Origin of the sequence: Bradyrhizobium sp. WSM1417 (assembly GCF_000515415.1) — a bacterium.
Classification (GTDB): Bacteria; Pseudomonadota; Alphaproteobacteria; order Rhizobiales; family Xanthobacteraceae; genus Bradyrhizobium.
Genome location: NZ_KI911783.1, coordinates 2,985,245 through 3,002,130, shown reverse-complemented (window position 1 = coordinate 3,002,130; position 16,886 = coordinate 2,985,245). Strand labels below are relative to the sequence as shown.

General features: G+C 64.1%; 19 protein-coding genes. 6 read left to right on the top strand and 13 right to left on the bottom strand.

What is annotated here, in order from left to right:
- Positions 1-92 precede the first annotated feature (92 nt).
- Positions 93-1,199 carry an efflux RND transporter periplasmic adaptor subunit gene (locus BRA1417_RS0114475; protein WP_027516351.1) on the bottom strand — a complete coding sequence of 369 codons (1,107 nt, stop codon included), beginning with the start codon at positions 1,197-1,199 and terminating at the stop codon, positions 93-95.
- A gap of 141 nt (positions 1,200-1,340) precedes the next feature.
- On the opposite strand from BRA1417_RS0114475, the gene BRA1417_RS42795 reads away from it, so the two are divergent.
- Together BRA1417_RS42795 and BRA1417_RS0114470 are read left to right on the top strand one after the other, a co-directional pair.
- Positions 1,341-1,601, top strand: a complete 261-nt coding sequence (locus BRA1417_RS42795; RefSeq protein ID WP_371260020.1) for an antitoxin MazE family protein — start codon at positions 1,341-1,343, stop codon at positions 1,599-1,601.
- A 152-nt stretch (positions 1,602-1,753) separates the two neighbouring features.
- Positions 1,754-2,107 (top strand): type II toxin-antitoxin system PemK/MazF family toxin, encoded by a 354-nt coding sequence (locus BRA1417_RS0114470; protein WP_027516350.1) that lies wholly within the window; start codon positions 1,754-1,756, stop codon positions 2,105-2,107.
- 68 nt (positions 2,108-2,175) lie between these two features.
- Here BRA1417_RS0114470 and BRA1417_RS0114465 read toward each other — a convergent pair whose 3' ends face one another.
- From BRA1417_RS0114465 to BRA1417_RS0114450, 4 genes are all read right to left on the bottom strand, one after another.
- Positions 2,176-3,507 carry an MFS transporter gene (locus BRA1417_RS0114465; RefSeq protein WP_027516349.1) on the bottom strand — a complete coding sequence of 444 codons (1,332 nt, stop codon included), beginning with the start codon at positions 3,505-3,507 and terminating at the stop codon, positions 2,176-2,178.
- A gap of 146 nt (positions 3,508-3,653) precedes the next feature.
- On the bottom strand, positions 3,654-4,817 hold the full coding sequence (locus tag BRA1417_RS0114460; RefSeq protein WP_027516348.1) for a winged helix-turn-helix domain-containing protein: 1,164 nt from the start codon (positions 4,815-4,817) through the stop codon (positions 3,654-3,656).
- Between the two features lie 116 nt (positions 4,818-4,933).
- Positions 4,934-5,182 (bottom strand): hypothetical protein, encoded by a 249-nt coding sequence (locus BRA1417_RS0114455; RefSeq protein ID WP_007595197.1) that lies wholly within the window; start codon positions 5,180-5,182, stop codon positions 4,934-4,936.
- 119 nt (positions 5,183-5,301) lie between these two features.
- Positions 5,302-5,547, bottom strand: a complete 246-nt coding sequence (locus tag BRA1417_RS0114450; protein ID WP_027516347.1) for a hypothetical protein — start codon at positions 5,545-5,547, stop codon at positions 5,302-5,304.
- A 506-nt stretch (positions 5,548-6,053) separates the two neighbouring features.
- On the opposite strand from BRA1417_RS0114450, the gene BRA1417_RS0114445 reads away from it, so the two are divergent.
- Positions 6,054-6,695, top strand: a complete 642-nt coding sequence (locus BRA1417_RS0114445; RefSeq protein WP_027516346.1) for an OmpA family protein — start codon at positions 6,054-6,056, stop codon at positions 6,693-6,695.
- 57 nt (positions 6,696-6,752) lie between these two features.
- Here BRA1417_RS0114445 and BRA1417_RS0114440 read toward each other — a convergent pair whose 3' ends face one another.
- Positions 6,753-8,183, bottom strand: coding sequence for a phospholipid carrier-dependent glycosyltransferase (locus BRA1417_RS0114440; RefSeq protein ID WP_027516345.1), 1,431 nt, complete (start codon positions 8,181-8,183; stop codon positions 6,753-6,755).
- Positions 8,184-8,234: 51 nt separating this feature from the next.
- On the opposite strand from BRA1417_RS0114440, the gene BRA1417_RS0114435 reads away from it, so the two are divergent.
- Both BRA1417_RS0114435 and BRA1417_RS0114430 read left to right on the top strand, forming a co-directional pair.
- The gene (locus BRA1417_RS0114435; protein WP_027516344.1) at positions 8,235-8,936 is read left to right on the top strand and encodes a FecR domain-containing protein; all 702 of its coding nucleotides are present in this window, start codon (positions 8,235-8,237) and stop codon (positions 8,934-8,936) included.
- A 2-nt stretch (positions 8,937-8,938) separates the two neighbouring features.
- On the top strand, positions 8,939-10,108 hold the full coding sequence (locus BRA1417_RS0114430) for a hypothetical protein (RefSeq protein WP_027516343.1): 1,170 nt from the start codon (positions 8,939-8,941) through the stop codon (positions 10,106-10,108).
- A 156-nt stretch (positions 10,109-10,264) separates the two neighbouring features.
- On the opposite strand, the gene BRA1417_RS0114425 is transcribed toward BRA1417_RS0114430, so the two are convergent.
- The 3 genes from BRA1417_RS0114425 to BRA1417_RS0114415 form a co-directional block, all read right to left on the bottom strand.
- Positions 10,265-10,753 (bottom strand): VOC family protein, encoded by a 489-nt coding sequence (locus tag BRA1417_RS0114425; RefSeq protein ID WP_027516342.1) that lies wholly within the window; start codon positions 10,751-10,753, stop codon positions 10,265-10,267.
- A gap of 42 nt (positions 10,754-10,795) precedes the next feature.
- Positions 10,796-11,224 carry a VOC family protein gene (locus BRA1417_RS0114420; RefSeq protein WP_027516341.1) on the bottom strand — a complete coding sequence of 143 codons (429 nt, stop codon included), beginning with the start codon at positions 11,222-11,224 and terminating at the stop codon, positions 10,796-10,798.
- Between the two features lie 131 nt (positions 11,225-11,355).
- Complete coding sequence (locus BRA1417_RS0114415; RefSeq protein WP_007606929.1) at positions 11,356-11,868, bottom strand: cupin domain-containing protein; 513 nt, start codon at positions 11,866-11,868, stop codon at positions 11,356-11,358.
- 129 nt (positions 11,869-11,997) lie between these two features.
- On the opposite strand from BRA1417_RS0114415, the gene BRA1417_RS0114410 reads away from it, so the two are divergent.
- On the top strand, positions 11,998-12,216 hold the full coding sequence (locus tag BRA1417_RS0114410) for a CsbD family protein (protein ID WP_027516340.1): 219 nt from the start codon (positions 11,998-12,000) through the stop codon (positions 12,214-12,216).
- A 60-nt stretch (positions 12,217-12,276) separates the two neighbouring features.
- Here BRA1417_RS0114410 and BRA1417_RS0114405 read toward each other — a convergent pair whose 3' ends face one another.
- From BRA1417_RS0114405 to BRA1417_RS0114390, 4 genes are read right to left on the bottom strand one after another with little or no spacing between them, the layout of a single operon-like run.
- A complete protein-coding gene (locus BRA1417_RS0114405; protein WP_027516339.1) occupies positions 12,277-12,741 on the bottom strand; it encodes an FKBP-type peptidyl-prolyl cis-trans isomerase in 465 nt (154 codons plus the stop codon).
- A 60-nt stretch (positions 12,742-12,801) separates the two neighbouring features.
- Complete coding sequence (locus BRA1417_RS0114400) at positions 12,802-15,093, bottom strand: xanthine dehydrogenase family protein molybdopterin-binding subunit (protein WP_027516338.1); 2,292 nt, start codon at positions 15,091-15,093, stop codon at positions 12,802-12,804.
- A 2-nt stretch (positions 15,094-15,095) separates the two neighbouring features.
- Positions 15,096-16,112 (bottom strand): xanthine dehydrogenase family protein subunit M, encoded by a 1,017-nt coding sequence (locus BRA1417_RS0114395; protein WP_027516337.1) that lies wholly within the window; start codon positions 16,110-16,112, stop codon positions 15,096-15,098.
- 4 nt (positions 16,113-16,116) lie between these two features.
- Positions 16,117-16,731: a (2Fe-2S)-binding protein gene (locus BRA1417_RS0114390; protein ID WP_027516336.1), complete on the bottom strand. Its 615-nt coding sequence runs from the start codon at positions 16,729-16,731 to the stop codon at positions 16,117-16,119.
- Positions 16,732-16,886 lie beyond the last annotated feature (155 nt).

Genomic DNA, 16,886 nt, shown 5'->3' with positions numbered 1-16,886 from the left:
CTGGGCAGGTTCTGGATCGCTTCGCCGCTTCAGCCAAAGCATTTGCGCTTGGGCCGAAACTCACCTCACACGACGTAACTCGTAAGCGAGACTTAAAAGGACAGTGACGACACGATCCGCACCCTCTGGCTCGGATCGAGCTTCTGCACACCGAGAGCAACGATCTTGGCGCCCTCTTCGACACCGCCGGTGATGACGACGTCGTTGCTCTCGTAGGACTTCACCGCGACCGGCTGCAGCGTGACCGCGCCGTTGTCGTCGACGACGTAGAAGGACGGCTTGCCGCCTTCGTTGAACAGTGCCGACAGCGGCAGCCGCGCGACGCGCTCGGTGGCAGGGTCCGACAGCGTCAGCGTCGCGGTCATGCCGAGCGACACCTTGTCGTCGGCCTCGGGCAGCGAGAACTTGGCGAGATAGGTGCGGGTCGCAGGATCCGCGGTGGGCGCGATCTCGCGCAGCTTGGCCGTATATTTCTTGCCCGGCTCCGACCAAAGAGTGACGCTGGCGGCGCCCGATTTGGCACGTCCGACCAGCGTCTCAGGGATCGCGACGACCGCTTCCTTTTCGGCAAAGCGGGCGACACGGATCGAGGTCTGGCCTGCGGCAACCACCTGGCCAGGCTCGATCAGCGTTGCGGTGACGACGCCACGGGCGTCGGCGTTGAGCGTCGCGTAGGAAAGGGAGTTCTTGGTCAATTCGACCGAGCGCTCGGCCCGGTTCAGGCGGGCGCGGGCCTCGTCGGCGGCGGCGCGGCTCGAATCCAGCTGCGCGTCGGTGGTCCAGCCCTTGGCCCTCAAATCCTTGGCGCGCTGCTCGGCGGCGGCGGCCTGGGCCAGCACGCCGGTCGCAGCGGTCTGCTCGGCGACAGCTTGCTCGGCTTGGAGCTTCAGATCGACCTCATCGAGGACCGCAAGCGGCTGGCCGATCTCGACGGTCTGGCCGACTTCGACCAGACGCTTGGCGACCTTGCCGGCGACCCGAAAGCCCAGGTCGCTCTCGATCCGCGGCCTGATGGTGCCGACGAAGCTGCGCTCGGGCTTTTCGGCATCGTAATGGGCGGTGGCGACCAGGACGGGCCGCGGCGGCTCGGCCTTTTCAGCGACGGTGTCATTGCACCCAGCGAGGGCGGCAGCCATCAGCGCCAGCGAAACACCGGCCAAGAGCCTCGAATAGCTGGACAAAACGGATCGGACGAACATCGGAGGACACTCCCTCGGCTACAATGAGAGGAATGTCGACTAATCACTGATAAAAGTCAATAATCGTCAGTCATCAGGAAAGCGTGATCGTTAAGGGGCGGTAACGATTCTCCGGAATTGGCGGAGCTCCCTTTTCCTGATATGGTTACATGTAACCGACCGGAGGGACCTATGCCGTCCTCTTCTAAGCCAAAGTCGTCCCGAGCGAAGGTCCGCGAGCATCGAGACCGGCTGCGCGCGCAGGGACTCCGTCCGATCCAGATTTGGGTTCCGGATGTCCGTTCAGCCTCCTTCAAGGCGGAGGCCCATCGCCAGTCACTGGCGGTCGCATCGAACCCGCATGAGGAGGACGATCAGGCTTTCGTCGATGCGATCTCCGATTGGCCTTGCGATACAGAATAGCCCTGCGAACAGCGCAGGGGATCTAGTCGGCAGGGCCTCAGGCCCGAAACAGTTTCGCAGCAGGCTCCGGCCTAAACTCGCTCCTCCTGAAGCTCGTCGGCGCGGACGGAGGTCGATCAACTGAGCGTCCCAGCATGGCGGTCCACCAACCAATGAAGAGAGGCGAAGTTTGGACAGCAGCAGGCGCAAAGGATTACGCGGGGAAACCGCGACCGGTAATCATCGTGCAGGACGACGATTTTGACGCAACGGAATCGATCACGGTTTGCCCAATCACAACGTCCGAAACCGAGGCACCGCTCTTCAGGTTGCAGGTCGAACCGAACGACCGCAATGGCCTCCGAGCGGCATGCCGCCTGATGGTCGACAAGGTCACAACGATACCGAAATCCAAGATGGGCGTTCCGATCGGGCGGCTCGACGACGAGGACCTCTTGCGCCTCAATCGCGCCATGCTGGTGTTTCTCGGGCTGGCTGGTTCACAAAAAACCCGCGGCACGGCTTAGCGATCCGCGCGCCGCTGCAGCTTCGCCCTTCCAGGACGGTCCGAAGCACCGTCCTGGAATAGCAGCCCTTACCGCCCCTGCTCCGCGAACTCGTGCTTGCTGTCGTGGCCGCCGATGAAGACCAGGATGCCGGCGATCAGCGGCAGCACGGCGAGCACGAGCAGGCCACTCGAGGTCTGGCCGGTGGCCTCCTTGACCCAGCCGATCAGATAGGGCCCGCCGAAGCCGGCGAGATTGCCGATCGAGTTGATCAGGGCGATGGCGCCGGCCGCCGCCGTGCCGGAGAGCCAGGCGGTCGGCAGGGTCCAGAACACGCCGAAGCAGCAGAACACGCCGATCGCGGCGACCGTCAGCACGATCATCGTCAGGGTGGGGTCGGTGAGATAGCTGGAGACGCCCAGCGCGACGGCGGTGAGCAGCAACGGCGCGCCGACATGCATCACGCGTTCGCGCGTGGCATCGGAATGCCGCGCCCACAGGATCATCGCGATGGTGCCGAACAAATACGGGATCGCGGTGACGAAGCCGGTCTGGGCGTTGGTGAGGCCGAACGCCTTGACGATCTGCGGCAGCCAGAACTGCATGCCGTACAGCGCGCCGACGAAGCCGAAATAGACCAGGGCGAGCATGATCACCTTCGGTGAGGTCAGCGCCTCACTGAGCGACAAATGCTTCACCGCCTGCTTGGCCGCGATCTCGGCATCGAGCTTGGTCTTGAGCCATGCCTTCTGCTCGGCCGAGAGCCAATCCGCCTTCTCCGGCCTGTCGGTGAGATAGAACCAGGTGACGATGCCGAGCAGCACCGAGGGAATGCCCTCGATGATGAACAGCCACTGCCAACCCTTCAGGCCCATCGCGCCGTCGAGCCCGAGCAGCAGGCCCGAGACCGGGGCGCCGATCACGGTGGAGACCGGCACGGCGATGGCGAAGGCCGCGAGGAAGCGGGCGCGATATTCGGCCGGATACCAATAGGTGAGATAGAGGATGATGCCGGGGAAGAAGCCGGCTTCGGCGACGCCGAGCAGGAAGCGCAGCACGTAGAAGCTCGTGACGCCGCTCGTGAGCGCCATCAGCGCCGAGATGATGCCCCAGGTCACCATGATGCGGGCGATCCAGCGGCTGGCGCCGAACTTCTCCAGCGCCAGATTGCTCGGCACCTCGAAGATGAAATAGCCGATGAAGAAAATGCCGGCGCCCCAGGAGAAGATCAGCGGCGTGAATTTCAGCTCGGCATTCATGGTCAGTGCGGCGAAACCGAGATTGACGCGATCGAGATAGGAGAAGAAGTAGGCCAGCACCAGGAACGGGATCAGGCGCCAGGAGATGGCGCGGATCGTCGAGGTCTCGATTTCCGACTTGGCTGCGCCGGTCGAACCGGCATAGGTCGTGGTCTGGCTCATGGCTTCCCCCGGGGTTGTTGCTTTTATGGGCTGATCCGGGGTTTTGAGCATCGCCGCAAAAGAGTCAATGGAGCAAGCAATGCAAGGGGCGCAGCCGGCCACCACGTTGCGCTACTACAGAGCTCGGTGATCCGCGCCGCGCACAATCACTCCGCCAATTGAAACTTCTCAAACCGATCGAGCTCTTCCTCGATGACACGCTTGAGTTCCTTGCGCCCCACGGTCTTCTTCCCCTCGCCGACCCAGGTCCATTTCTGCATCAGCAGCTTCTTGGCCTGCCGGTCGGTCTTCAGATCGAGCGCGGCGACGATCTCGTCGCCGACCAGTACGGGGAGCGCGAAATAGCCGAGCTTGCGCTTGGCCTTCGGCACATAGGCCTCGAACAGATGGTTGTAGCCGAAGATGAGATTGGTGCGCTTACGCTGGATGATCAGCGGATCGAACGGCGACAGGATATGGACGAGATCAGGTGGCGCGCGCTCGCCCGGCTCGAGCGCAGCCGGAAGTGCCCAGTGCTCCTGCTTTCCGGCACTCTCGATGGCGACAGGCACGAGCTCGCCACGGCGGACGCGCGAGGCGATCAGGGCAGCCACCGCCGGCTTGCGCGGCGCGTCGAGATGGCAGACCGAATCGAGGCTCACGACACCTTGCGATCGCAGCGCGCGATCGAGCAGATAGGCCGTGATGTCCCTTGCCGACGCCGGCTTGGGCAGCTTGTCCCAGCCGAAATGGCGCGTCATCAGCTCATAGGTCTTGAGCATGCCCTGGCGCTCGCTGACGGTCACGGCACCCGTGTAGAAGGCGAGCTGCAACGCCCGTTTCGAGGGTTTTCGGCTTTGCCAGAGATGCTCCTTCTCAGTGAGCACGTCGTCCTCGATGTCGCGGATCGTCAGCGGGCCGGCGCGCACCAAGCGCATCACCTTGCGCGTGTCGGCAGGCTTCACCGAGGCGAACCATTTGTGCCCCTCACGGCGGTGCTCGCGCATCGCCGGCAGGAAGAAGCGTAAGTCGCCGGCCGGCACGTAAGACAGCGCGTGCGTCCAATATTCAAACACGCTCTTGTCGACGCTCTGGGCGTGGCGCAGGTCGGCGCGGCGGTAGGACGGGATGCGGTTGAACAGGATGTGGTGATGACAGCGCTCGATCACGTTGATGGTGTCGATCTGCACATAGCCGAGATGGGCGACCGCGTCGGCGACGGCTTGCGCGCCATCACCGAACGGCGCGCGCTCGTCCAGCCGCTGGGCATGGAGCCAGATTTGCCGGGCCTGTGTCGTGGTGATCGGAAGCGGTTTGGGCGCGCGGGACATTGCGGAATGCAGTGTAGCGGGATTCGCATCCAGGCAAGAAGCCGATCAAGGAGCGGACAAGGAAAAACCGCGCTGCCATCTGCTGACAGCGCGGTCGGAAGGTACGTTACCCGCGCCTACTTCATCGACATGGCCTTCTGCGCCTTCATGTAATGCATGCAGGCGCTTTTCATCTTGCCGTTGCTCATGTCGGTGTTGGCCATGGCCATTTCCTTGTTCATGGCCGTCTTGGCCGGCGTATCCGCCGTGCCGCCCATCATCGCGGCGGACTTCATCATATTATCGCTGGTGCACGCCATCATCGCGGCGGATGCAGGGGAAACGGCGAACGCGACCAAAGCTGCAGCTGTGAGCAAGATCTTCATCGAAAAGTCTCCTCAGTAAAACGAAACCGGCGTCATGCCAGCCTTCGCAATACGTATTCTCCGGCGAAGACGTTTCGTGGAGAAGAGAATTTTCTTGCTGCGGTGCGAAGGCGGAGGGCTCAGCGGTCAGCTTTCGGGGCTTTAGACCGGTCGCCCACGCTGCCTGTTGCGACATCGGGTTCGCACGAGGCCTTGCCGCGCTCCTCCGCCTGGCAGCGATAGACGCTGCCGGTGAGACGATCGACCAGCCACATGTTCTCGTCGGTTGGCGCTTGAAGCCCGACATAGCGGGAGGTCAGCCCCGTGATCAGCGTCGACAGCAGGATCGCCACCGCAATCATCGCCGCGCCGATGTAGACAGGCATGGAACTCAGGGACACGGTCCGATCCGGCGGGCCACTGCGATTGGACTGGTAATCACTTGTCCTCGGCACTGATGGAACTCGGCTCCCTTCGTTGCGCTTGTCGGAGGCTCCGCCCTAGGCATCCATCTGGCCGAAAAATTGTTCGCAGACGGGCCATCACGCGACGGCTTTGCGACAATCGGTCAGCACAGGTTTCCTGAGTGAACCGGGCCCCAGCCCCCGAGCGGCACCTGGGCGCGCGGTCCTCAGTGATGCGGATCACGACAGGACTGCGACGGCTCGAACGCTCGCCAGGCAGCGCGCGACCACTCTCTTCACGCGTTAGCGTCCGTCCACAGAGTGGACCGCGGGTCGGCCCTCCACGAAACCCCAAAACCGCTTGAAATTCGCTGCATGGCCCCGGAGGGCCCCGTTTCCACCGTGACCAAGATCACACCAGGGGTTTTGAACCTGCCCTATGCTTGCAGCATCAAATAGCCATCAGGCGTCACAACGAGGATACGACAATGACTAGTTTTAATAAGTCTTTTGCACTGAAGGCGATGACCCTCTCGGCACTTCTGTCGATGACGGCCGGCCTGGCCATGGCCGGCGACGGCAATGTCTCCACCAACCAGATCCTGGATGCATTGAAGCCGAAGCCCGTGACCCGCGGTCTGTCCGCAGGTCCGCAGGTCGATCCGGCGGTGCAGGCCAAGGAATCGACGTTCCTGAACACCGTGCGCAACCGCTCAACGCGGTCGTTGTCGACGGGCGAGCGCGAGCAGATTGCCGAGCTCGCCGCGACCAAGCCGAAGATCGATCTGGAGATCCAGTTCGACTACAACTCCGCCGACATTGCCAAGACGTCGGTGCCGTCGGTGCAGGCGCTCGGCAAGGCGCTGTCCGATCCCTCGCTGAAGGGCTCGACCTTCGTGGTCGCCGGCCACACCGATGCGGTCGGCACGGAGGGGTACAATCAGGGGCTCTCCGAGCGGCGAGCCGACACCATCAAGAAATATTTGGTGCAGAACTACGGCCTCACCGGCACCGATCTCGTCACCGTCGGCTACGGCAAGACCAAGCTGAAGGACGCCGCCAACGGCGCCGACCCGATCAACCGCCGCGTCCAGGTCGTGAACATGGACACCAAGACCGCGTCAAAGTAATTTTCTGGTCATCACCAATAAGGACGCCGCCTGCCGTTCCCCCGGCAGGCGGCGATGTCATATCCAGCTTTGGAAGAGCATCAGCCGGTCGAAAGTCTGCATCGACGTGCCGACGAAGGCCGCCGAGATCGGCAGCATGGCGGCAAAGCCCGCTGCCGCGACCGCGACATAAGCCCACAACAGCCAACGTGGCAGACCGTCCCGGCGCAGCACGTAGACCAGCGCGAGCGACGCCACGGTCGCGGCCGGCAGATAGTAATAGATGAAGGCGAGCGTGCGCGGCAGCAACGCCCAGGCGAGCCAGGATCCGAAATAGAAGACCGCGATCAGGAACGCATCCCGGCGACGCGCGACGACGAAGTCGCGCAGCACGACGGCGAGCGCGAGCAGCGCCGGCCACAGCACCAGGGGATTCCCGAGGAAGACGATCGCGGAGACATTGTCGTCCGCGGTCTTGTCGAACAGGAACCACACCGGGCGCGCGAGCAGCGGCCATGACGGCCAGGCGCTCATATAAGTGTGGCCGGCGATGGCAGTGGTGGTGTTGTCGGCAAAGATCCGGCGCTGCGCCTCGATCAGATCCGGCAGCGACATGCCGTAGAGCGGGACGAAGGCCACAAGATATGTCGCCGCGGGCAGGACGATGAAGCAGAGCACGACGTGATGTAGTCTGAAGTCGGGCCAGAGATCGGGCCGGTACCAATCCCCCGGCTTCGCGTCGGCAAACAGGGTGTGCCAGCCCTGCATCAGGCGGATCACCGCGACGATGACGATGCAGATTCCGAGCGGAAACAGGCCGCTCCATTTGCAGGCCGCAGCACAGCCGAACAGGCTGCCGGCAGCCGCGAACAATGCGTGAGGCCGGTCCTTTCGAAAGCCGTGCATGAAGGCGGCAATCGCGAGCAGGCCGAAGCCGAGTGCAAAAATGTCGAGCATCGCGACGCGCGCCTGCACGTACAGCATCTGGTTGCAGCCGGCGATCAGCGCGGCGGCGATCGCAGGCCCCTGCGCCGCGAACAGCGCCAGGCCGCACAGATAGATCGCGACGATCGCAAGCGCACCGAACAAGGTCGCCGGATAGCGCCAGCCCAACGCGCTGTCGCCGAAGACCGCGATCGATAGCGCGATCAGCTCTTTCGCCAATGGCGGATGCATCGGATTGAGCATCGGTTGCGACATCGCTGGCGCCAGCATCTGCCGCGCCGCCGGCACGTAGTGCACTTCGTCGAAGACGAACTTCTCCGGCGTCGTGAGGCCTATCAGCAGCGCGAGATGCGCGACCAGGAAAATCGCGACAGCAATCACTGCGCTCCGCGACACCATCGGAACCGCAGGCAAGTCGAGCGGCATTTGTGGGGATGTTTTGCGTGGCAATTTTGCGTCACCGCCGAGAATAATAGGGATCGCGGTTTTCATTGAACGCATTCTGCCGCAACTGTCACTAAGCATAACGCAGGTCTCGCGCTGCTTGTGATAATTCCGCCACATCGCAAGCGCGCGTGATCCGGTACGATCAGGGACACATCGATCGGTTGCGAAATGAATTTGCGTTTCTGGCTTTTCTCCACGCTGTTGTCGACCGCCTTGTGCGTGGCCCCTTGCGCCCAGGCGCAGACGCGCGTCGGTGAAGCCGTCGTGATTCAGAATGAAGTCGTTCGCGTGGCCGCGACAACGACGCCGATCAGCGTCGGCGACAGCATGCTGCGGGACGAGACCGTGCGCACCGGCGCCGGCAGCGCGGCGCGCTTCGTGATGGCCGACAGCACCAATCTGTCGCTCGGTCCGAGCGCCACGCTCAAGCTCGACCGCACCGTCTTCAACGACGAGCACAGCTATCGCGACGTCGCAATCCGCATGACGACCGGCGCATTCCGTTTCGTCACCGGACATTCCGAGAAGACCGCCTACAAGATCACGACCCCGCTCGCGACCATCGGCGTGCGCGGCACCACACTCGATATCCTGTCGCAGCGCGGCCGCTCGGTCGTCGTCCTGCAGGACGGCGCCGCCAGCGTCTGCTCGACGAGTCAACAATGCGTACAGCTCACCCAGCCCGGCGACACCGCAATCATCACCTCAACCGGCGGCAAGGTCTCCATCAGCAAGACCAATACGCCGCCCTGGACCTTTGCCGCGACCTGCGCCGCGAGCGCGGGACTGTGCGCGGTCAACCAATATGCGGACGCGTCGCCGACCATCACGCCCGCCGTCCACGACGACGGCATGCTGTGCGGACGCTGAAGATGGCGATATCCACCAACGTCATGCGCGTCACGCTCGCGAGCGTGCTGACCGCCGTGGCTGCGTTTGCGTTTGTCGCGGTCGATGCCCGTCCGGCGGCAGCCGCCACGATTTGCGAGTCCGAGTGCGGAGAGCCGACGCCCTCCCCTTCGCCGACGTATTCACCGACGCCGACCTACAGCCCCTCGCCCTCGCCCAGCCCCTACCCGTCATCGTCGCCGAGCCCTTATCCGTCCTCCTCGCCGAGCCCGACGCCGACGCCGACACCAACACCGACCGGCGCGGATTCCAGCGGCGGCTCGATCGGCGGCCTTGCCAACCAGCGCTTCAACCAGATGATCAGCAACCGGGTGCTCGGCACGGTGCTGCTCGGCGTCAACGAGCAGGTCAATTGCAGCAACTGCGTCAGCGCGTTCGGCTCCGCCGGCTCGTTCTCGGCCGGCATCCACGGCCGCAAGGAGCTGACCAACAATCTGTCGCTGCTCGCCGGCATCGCCTACACGCAATACAGCGAAGGCGGCTACAACATCACCAGCGCGCCGATCGGCGCATTCGCGCTACGCTATGACTTCACCGACTGGGGCTCGTCACGTCCGTTCTTCGACGTCGGCACGATCCTGACGCCGTGGGAGAAGGCGCGCTACACCCGTAGCTACAACACCAGCCTCGGCCCGGTGAGCGTCACGAGTGCGACCAACGCCGCGAACTACGCCGTCTACGGCCGCGCCGGCTGGATGAGCCGCGTGTCCCCCCGCGACGAGGTCGCCGCCTCGGTCGAGGTCTGGCAGCTCTGGCAGCGCGTCTCGGGCTACACGGACAGCGCAGTGGCGTTCAATCCGTTCGACGCCAGCATCGCGACCGGCACCGACCGCACCAGCCTGGTCAAGATCGGCGGCCAGTGGACGCATCTCTACGGCAGCAGTATCGAGGCCAACATCAATGGCGGCTGGGTGCAGTCATTCGCTGCCCATAGCGGCATCGTCGCCACCGTGACCGGCGACGGCGTGGTGGTGCCGACCATGGGCAACCAGGGCTGGTTCGAATATGGCGGCCGGCTCGGCTTCCGCGTGCAGAAGGGCTGGATCGTGGACCTGTTCGCCAACGGCACGCTCGGCCCGCAGCCGGTGGGTAACACCATCCATGGCGGCGTGGGGCTGCGGATCAATTATTAGCGGTGGGCCTTCGCCTCAAATTCCGCTGTCATGCCCCGGCTCGACCGGGGCATCCAGTACGCCGCGGTCTATCGATTGACCAACGGCCGTCTCGGCGTACTGGATCGCCCGGTCAAGCCGGGCGACGACAGTGAGTATGTGGCAAGGGCACGCCCTTCACGCCGCCGACTTGCCCTCGAACGCGCGGCGCAAGGTTTCCACGTCCAGCTTGACCATCGTCATCATGGCCTGCATCGCGCGTGCGGCAGCCGCCTTGTCGGGGCTCGAGAGGAATTCGAACATCACCTTCGGCACGACCTGCCAGGCCACGCCCCAGCGATCCCTGAGCCAGCCGCACTGCTCTTCCTTGCCGCCATGGGCCAGGAACGCATTCCAGACGCTGTCGACCTGGGCCTGATCGTCGCAATGGATCATCAGCGAGATCGCGTGGGTGTATTCCATTTTCATGCCGCCGTTGAGCGCGACCAAGGGCTGTCCCGCCACCGTGAATTCGACGACGAGTACGGAGCCTTCCTTGCCGGACGGCCCATCTGAAACGTTGCGCTGAACGTGCGTGATCTCCGAATTCGGCACGAGCGAGACGTAGAATTTCGCGGCTTCCTCGGCATCGCCTTTGAACCACATGCAGGGCACGAGCTTGGACATCGTGAATGCTCCTCTTCAGATTCTTGGTGTCGTGGGCTTAGATCAGGCGTTCGCCACATCGGACTGCGCCGCGAAGGCTGCCATATCCATCCAGTTCACGCCCCACATGTGGCCGTCCGGATCCTCGAAGCTGCGGCCGTACATGAAGCTGTATTCGTCCTTCGGGCTGGGATCGGCGACCCCGCCTGCAGCCTCGGCCCTGCTGACGATTTCGTCGACCTCGGTCCGGCTGTCCGCGGACAGGCAGAACAGCGCCTGGTTTGAGGTCTTTGCGTCCGAGATCGGCTTCGGCGTGAACTGACGGAATTTCTCGTGGGTCGTCAGCATCGCGTAGATGGTCTCGGAAAAGACCATGCAGCTCGCGGTGTCGTCGCTGAATTGCGGGTTCCTGGTCGCACCGACCGCCTCGTAAAAGGCAGTGGCGCGCTTGAGGTCGGTCACGGGCAGATTGAGGAAAATCATCCTGGGCATCGGAGCTCCTTGGGCGGGGTTCTGCCCAAGGACGGACGGCCAAGCGGCGATCCGACACGGCTTCCGGATCTTTTTTGGACCCTTGCCTGCGAGGTTCTGTCGCACAGAACCCACTGGCTTTCAGGCGCTCCTCACTTCTTCTCGTTCGGATCGCGGTGAATGGGATCGACCCACAGCACGGTCTCGGGCTTCTCGACCGGCTCGATGTCGAGGTTGATCGCGACCGCCTCGCCGTCGCTGCGCACCAGCACGCATTCCAGCACCTCGTCCGGGCTGGCGTTGATCTCCTGATGCGGCACGTAGGGCGGGACGAAAATGAAGTCGCCAGGGCCGGCTTCCGCGGTGAATTGCAGGCTCTCGCCCCAGCGCATCCGCGCCTTGCCCTTCACCACGTAGATGACGCTTTCGAGATGGCCGTGGTGGTGCGCGCCGGTCTTGGCGTCGGGCTTGATGCTGACCGTGCCCGCCCACAATTTCTGCGCACCGACGCGCGCGAAATTGATCGCGGCGGCGCGGTCCATACCCGCCGTCGACGGCACGTTGGTATCGAGCTGGTTGCCGGGAATGACGCGCACGCCGTCATGTTTCCAGCGATCGTCGTGATCGTGGTCATGGTGGGAATGCGAATGGTCATGGCCGGTCATGGGACTTGCTTTCTATTTTGTTCCGTGTGCGGCAAACTAACCCAAAGCCGCGACATCGAGCCATAACAAAATCGGAACCCTCATAACCGTCGAACGTTGTCCTAGCGAGCAAAACGCGAGGAGAGTTTCATGGGTAGCACGACCGACAAGATCAAGGGCACCGCAAACGAGGCAATGGGCAAGGCCAAGCAGGGCGTCGGTGAAGCCACCGGGTCCGAGCGCCTGAAGGGTGAAGGTGCGGTCCAGGAAGTGAAGGGCAAAGGCCAGCAGGCCATGGGTGACGCCAAGGATGCCGCGAAGGACGCGGTCAATCGCGCTGCGGCTTCGGCCAAGCGCGCGACGGAATAACCACGCGTCGCACTGAAAGCGAAAAGACCGGCCGAGAGGCCGGTCTTTTTGTTTGCGGGCTTACTTCACCCCGAGCAATTCCACGTCGAACATCAGCGTCGCGTTCGGCGGGATCACGCCGCCTGCGCCGCGGGCGCCATAGCCGAGCTGCGGCGGAATGATCAGCGTGCGCTTGCCGCCGACCTTCATGGAGGCAACACCCTCGTCCCAGCCTGCGATGACGCGGCCCTTGCCGATCGGAAATTCGAACGGCTCGTTGCGGTCGACCGACGAGTCGAATTTCTTGCCCTTCTGGCCGTTATCGTAGAGCCAGCCGGTGTAGTGCATCACGCAGATCTGGCCGGGCTTGGGCGAAGCACCGGTGCCGGCGACGCTGTCGGTGATCTGCAAACCTGAAGCTGTGGTCATGGTCTTCCCTGCGGTCTGGGCCGAGGCCGTGGTGGAAACGAAATCGGACACGCCGGCGATCACGGTGATCGCGAGTGCCGACATGATGGCGAGGAGCACGCGCTGTAAACGCTGCATAAGAGACCTTCCGTTTGAGGCGCAAGGTGTCTAGCGCAACGCCGACGCCGTTGCCACCCCTCACACCTCGATATTTTCGAGCCGTACGGGCAGCTTGCGGATGCGCTGGCCCGTGGCGTGATAGATCGCATTGCAGATCGCCGCATTGGTGCCGACATTGGCGAGCTCGCCGAGGCCCTTCACGCCTGCCGGGTTGATGTGATCGTCCTGCTCGGAAAGCAGGATCACCTCGACACCGGGCACGTCGGCATTCACGGGCACGAGATAGTCGGCAAGATTGTCGTTGACGTAGCGTGCATTGCGCTCGTCGATCTCGGTGGCTTCCAGCAGCGCCGAGGACATGCCCCAAATCAGGCCGCCCATGAGCTGGCTGCGCGCCGTGCGCGGATTCATGATGCGCCCCGCCGCGAACGCCCCCACCAGCCGGGGGCAGCGGATTTCATGGGTAAAGCGGTTGACGCGGATTTCGACGAACTCGGCACCGAAGGCATAGGCGATCTTGTCCTTCATCTGATGGCCACCGACGAGCCGCGCGTGCCCGCTGTGCATGGCCGTGAAGGAATCCAGCGGCGCGCCTTCGGGCTTCCACTCGCCGTATTCCTCGACGATGCCGACGCCGAGTGCGTCGAAGGCCTTCTCGAGATCGAGAGGACGATCGCTCTGCGCCGCCTGCGTGCTCGGCGCCTGGCTGATACCGACAGTCTCCTTGGCCTTGTCGGCGATGCTGTCGCTCGGCATCACGGCCTTGAACAGCCTTTGGCGAATCCGGTCGCACACCATCATCACCGCCGAGCAGGTGCTGGCAGTCGAGTTCGAACCGCCGGCAACAGGCGCCGGGGGCAGATCGCTGTCACCCAGGAAGACAGCGACCTTCTCCAGAGGCACGCCGAGCCGCTCGGCCGCGGTCTGGGCGATGACGGTATACGCACCGGTGCCGATCTCGTGACCGGCGATCTCGACCCGGGTACGGCCGTCGCGCTGGAGGCGGACGCGCGCGGCAGAGGGCGCCATCTGCGTCGGATAGCAGGTCGCGGCACAGCCATAGCCGACCAGCCAGTCGCCGTCCGACATCGATTTCGGCTGCGGCGAGCGCTGCGACCAGCCGAACGCCCTGGCGGCCTCGTCGAAGCACGCCATCAATGACCGCGACGTATAGGGCTTGCCGCCGATCGGCTCCACGGTGGTGTCGTTGATGCGGCGGAGCTCGACCGGGTCCATGTTCAGCTTCACCGCGAGCTCGTCCATCGCGCTCTCCAGCGCGAAGAGATACGGCACCTCCGGCGGGGAGCGCATGAAGCCGGGCGTGTTGCGGTCGGCGCGCACGATCGAGACCAGACTGGCGACATTCGGGCAGGCATAGAGCCGCGTCGTGGTCTTGGTGCCGCCGACGCAATAGGCGTCCGGACGCGATGAAACCTCCGCGCCGTCATGCCGCAAAGCCACCAGCTTGCCGTCCAGACCCGCACCAAGCCTGATCTCGTGGCGCGTCTCGGCGCGGTAGGTGGCAATGGTGAAGCCCTGATCGCGGGTCGGCACCAGCTTGATCGGCCGGTTCAGGCGTTTGGCGATGCCGGCGATGATGGCGGTGCGGGGCGTCATCGAGCCGCGCGAACCAAAGCCGCCACCGACATAGGGATTGACGACACGGACCTTGTCGGGGTCGATGCCGAGCTGCTCGGCAACACCGTTCTTCAGGCCGTAGACATACTGGCTGCCCTCGTAGATGACGAGTTCGTCGCCCATCCAGGCGCAGCTCGTCGTAAACAGCTCCATCGGATTGTGGTGCTGGGTCGGCGTTTCATAGGAGGCGGTGAGCTTGACCTCGGCCGCGTCGAACGCCTTGGCGAAATCACCGCCCTCCGGGTCTTCCTTGAACTGTGCGTTCTGTCCCTTTGCCGCTGCCGTGGTGATCCCCGGCGAGTCGAAGCTCGCACTCGGTGCCACGGCCGCGTAGCTGACCTTGACGCGATTGGCGGCCTCGCGCGCCGCCTCGTAACTCTCCGCGATGACGACGGCGATGATCTGGCCATCATGGGCGATGTCGGCCGATTTCAGCGGCTGGATCGTGGTGCCGGCATAACCGCCATTGCTGAACAGTTTCGATTCCTTCAGCTTCGGAGCGTTCTCGTGCGTGACGATGTCGATCACGCCGCGGACCTGCCTGGCATCATCGAGATCGAAACCGTCGATGCGGCCCTTGGCGATGGCGCTGGTGACCAGGAATGCGTAGGCTGGATTGTCGAGCGGCATGTCGGACGCATATGTCGCCCGGCCGGTGACCTTTGCGGCCGCGTCGTAGCGCGGCACGGGACGACCCATGTTCGCTTTTGGCTCGGGAGCTGCAGCGGTCATGATCAGATCTCCATCGTTACCGCCTGCTGGAGCGCGCGCGCCACCACTCGCTTGCCGAGCGCGATCTTGAAGCTGTTGTGCTGACGGCCCCTGGCGTCGGCAAACGCGGCATCGGCCACACGCTGCGCCAGACCGCCGTCGAATGTCTGTCCCTTCAGCATCGCCTCCGCCTCGCGCGCCCGCCACGGCACGGTGGCAACGCCGCCAAGCGCAACACGCGCGTCCCTGATCGTGCCATCCGACACGTCGAGCGCGACCGCAGCCGACGACAGCGCGAACTCGTAGGACTGCCGGTCGCGCGCCTTGAGATATACCGAGCGCGGCCAGCGGCCGTGAACGGCGAACGCAGAGATCAGCTCACCGGGCCGAAGCGTGGTCTCGATGTCGGGCGTCCTGCCGGGCGCCTTGTGCAACTCTGCGAACGGCAGGTTGCGCGTGCCGGACCTGCCGGTGATCTCGACCGTCGCATCGAGCGCGATCAGCGCCTGGGCAAAATCGCCCGGATAGGTCGCGATGCACTGATCGGACGTGCCGAGCACCGCATGCATGCGATTGACGCCATCCATGGCGGCACAGCCCGAACCCGGATTGCGCTTGTTGCAATTCTCGTAGGAGACATCGCGGAAATAGCTGCAACGCGTTCGCTGCATCACATTGCCGCCGAGCGTCGCCATGTTGCGCAGCTGGGCGCTGGCGGCGAGCTTCAGGGAATTCGCGATCACCGGATACTGGCGCTGGATCTCGGCATGCGCGGCCACATCGGACATCTTGGCGAGCGCGCCGAGCCGCAAGCCGTCACTGCCGGGCTCGATCGCCGACCAGCCCCGCGCCAGCGGGTTGATATCGACGATCGCGGCGGGCCGCATCACGTCCAGCTTCATCAGGTCGATCAGCGTGGTCCCTCCCGCGAGCGGCTGCGCCGTAGCCTTGGTCAGCGGATTGTTCGCGGCCGCGGCAGCGCTGAGCGCCTGCACGGCCATGTCCGGGTCTGTTGCTCTTTGATATGAAAACGATCGCATGCGCCTAGCCTTTCATGATCTCGGGCGCGGCCTGCTTCACGGCGGCGACGATGTTGGGATAGGCGGCGCAGCGGCAGATGTTGCCACTCATGTATTCGCGGATGTCGGCCTCGCTGCCCGCATGCCCCTCCTTGACGCAGGCCACGGCGGACATGATCTGGCCAGGCGTACAATAGCCGCATTGAAACGCATCGTTGTCGACGAAGGCCTGCTGCATCGGATGCAGATGATCGTCGGTGGCAAGGCCTTCGATCGTCGTGATCTCCTGCCCCTCGGCCGCGAGCGCGAGCGTCAGACACGACACCACGCGCCGGTCGTCGATCAGGACCGTGCAGGCACCGCATTGGCCGTGGTCGCAGCCCTTTTTGCTGCCGGTGAGCTTGAGATGCTCCCGCAGCGCGTCGAGCACCGTCGTGCGCGCGTCGATGCGCAGGCGCTTGTCCTTGCCGTTAACGCGCAACGTGACATCGACGGGAAGCGCCGGATCCTGGGCGGCCGCCACGCTCGCATCCTGGGCGGCCGCACGCGCCGTCATCGGGACCAGCGCACTGCCGGCAGCGCCCGCCATGAAGGCGCGCCGATCGAATCCGGACGATCCGGAACCTGGTTTTTCCGACATGGGAGGGCCTCCGCCGCTTGGAGCAAAAGCAGCGCACGCCTGCACCCTTAACCTGAAGCAATGAACTCCGTTCCGAACGGGAAAGGGCGACGCAGCAAATGCCGCGTCGCCCCTCGTCAACTTTTCCTGATCTCGCGCGGGGAACCCCGTGCGCG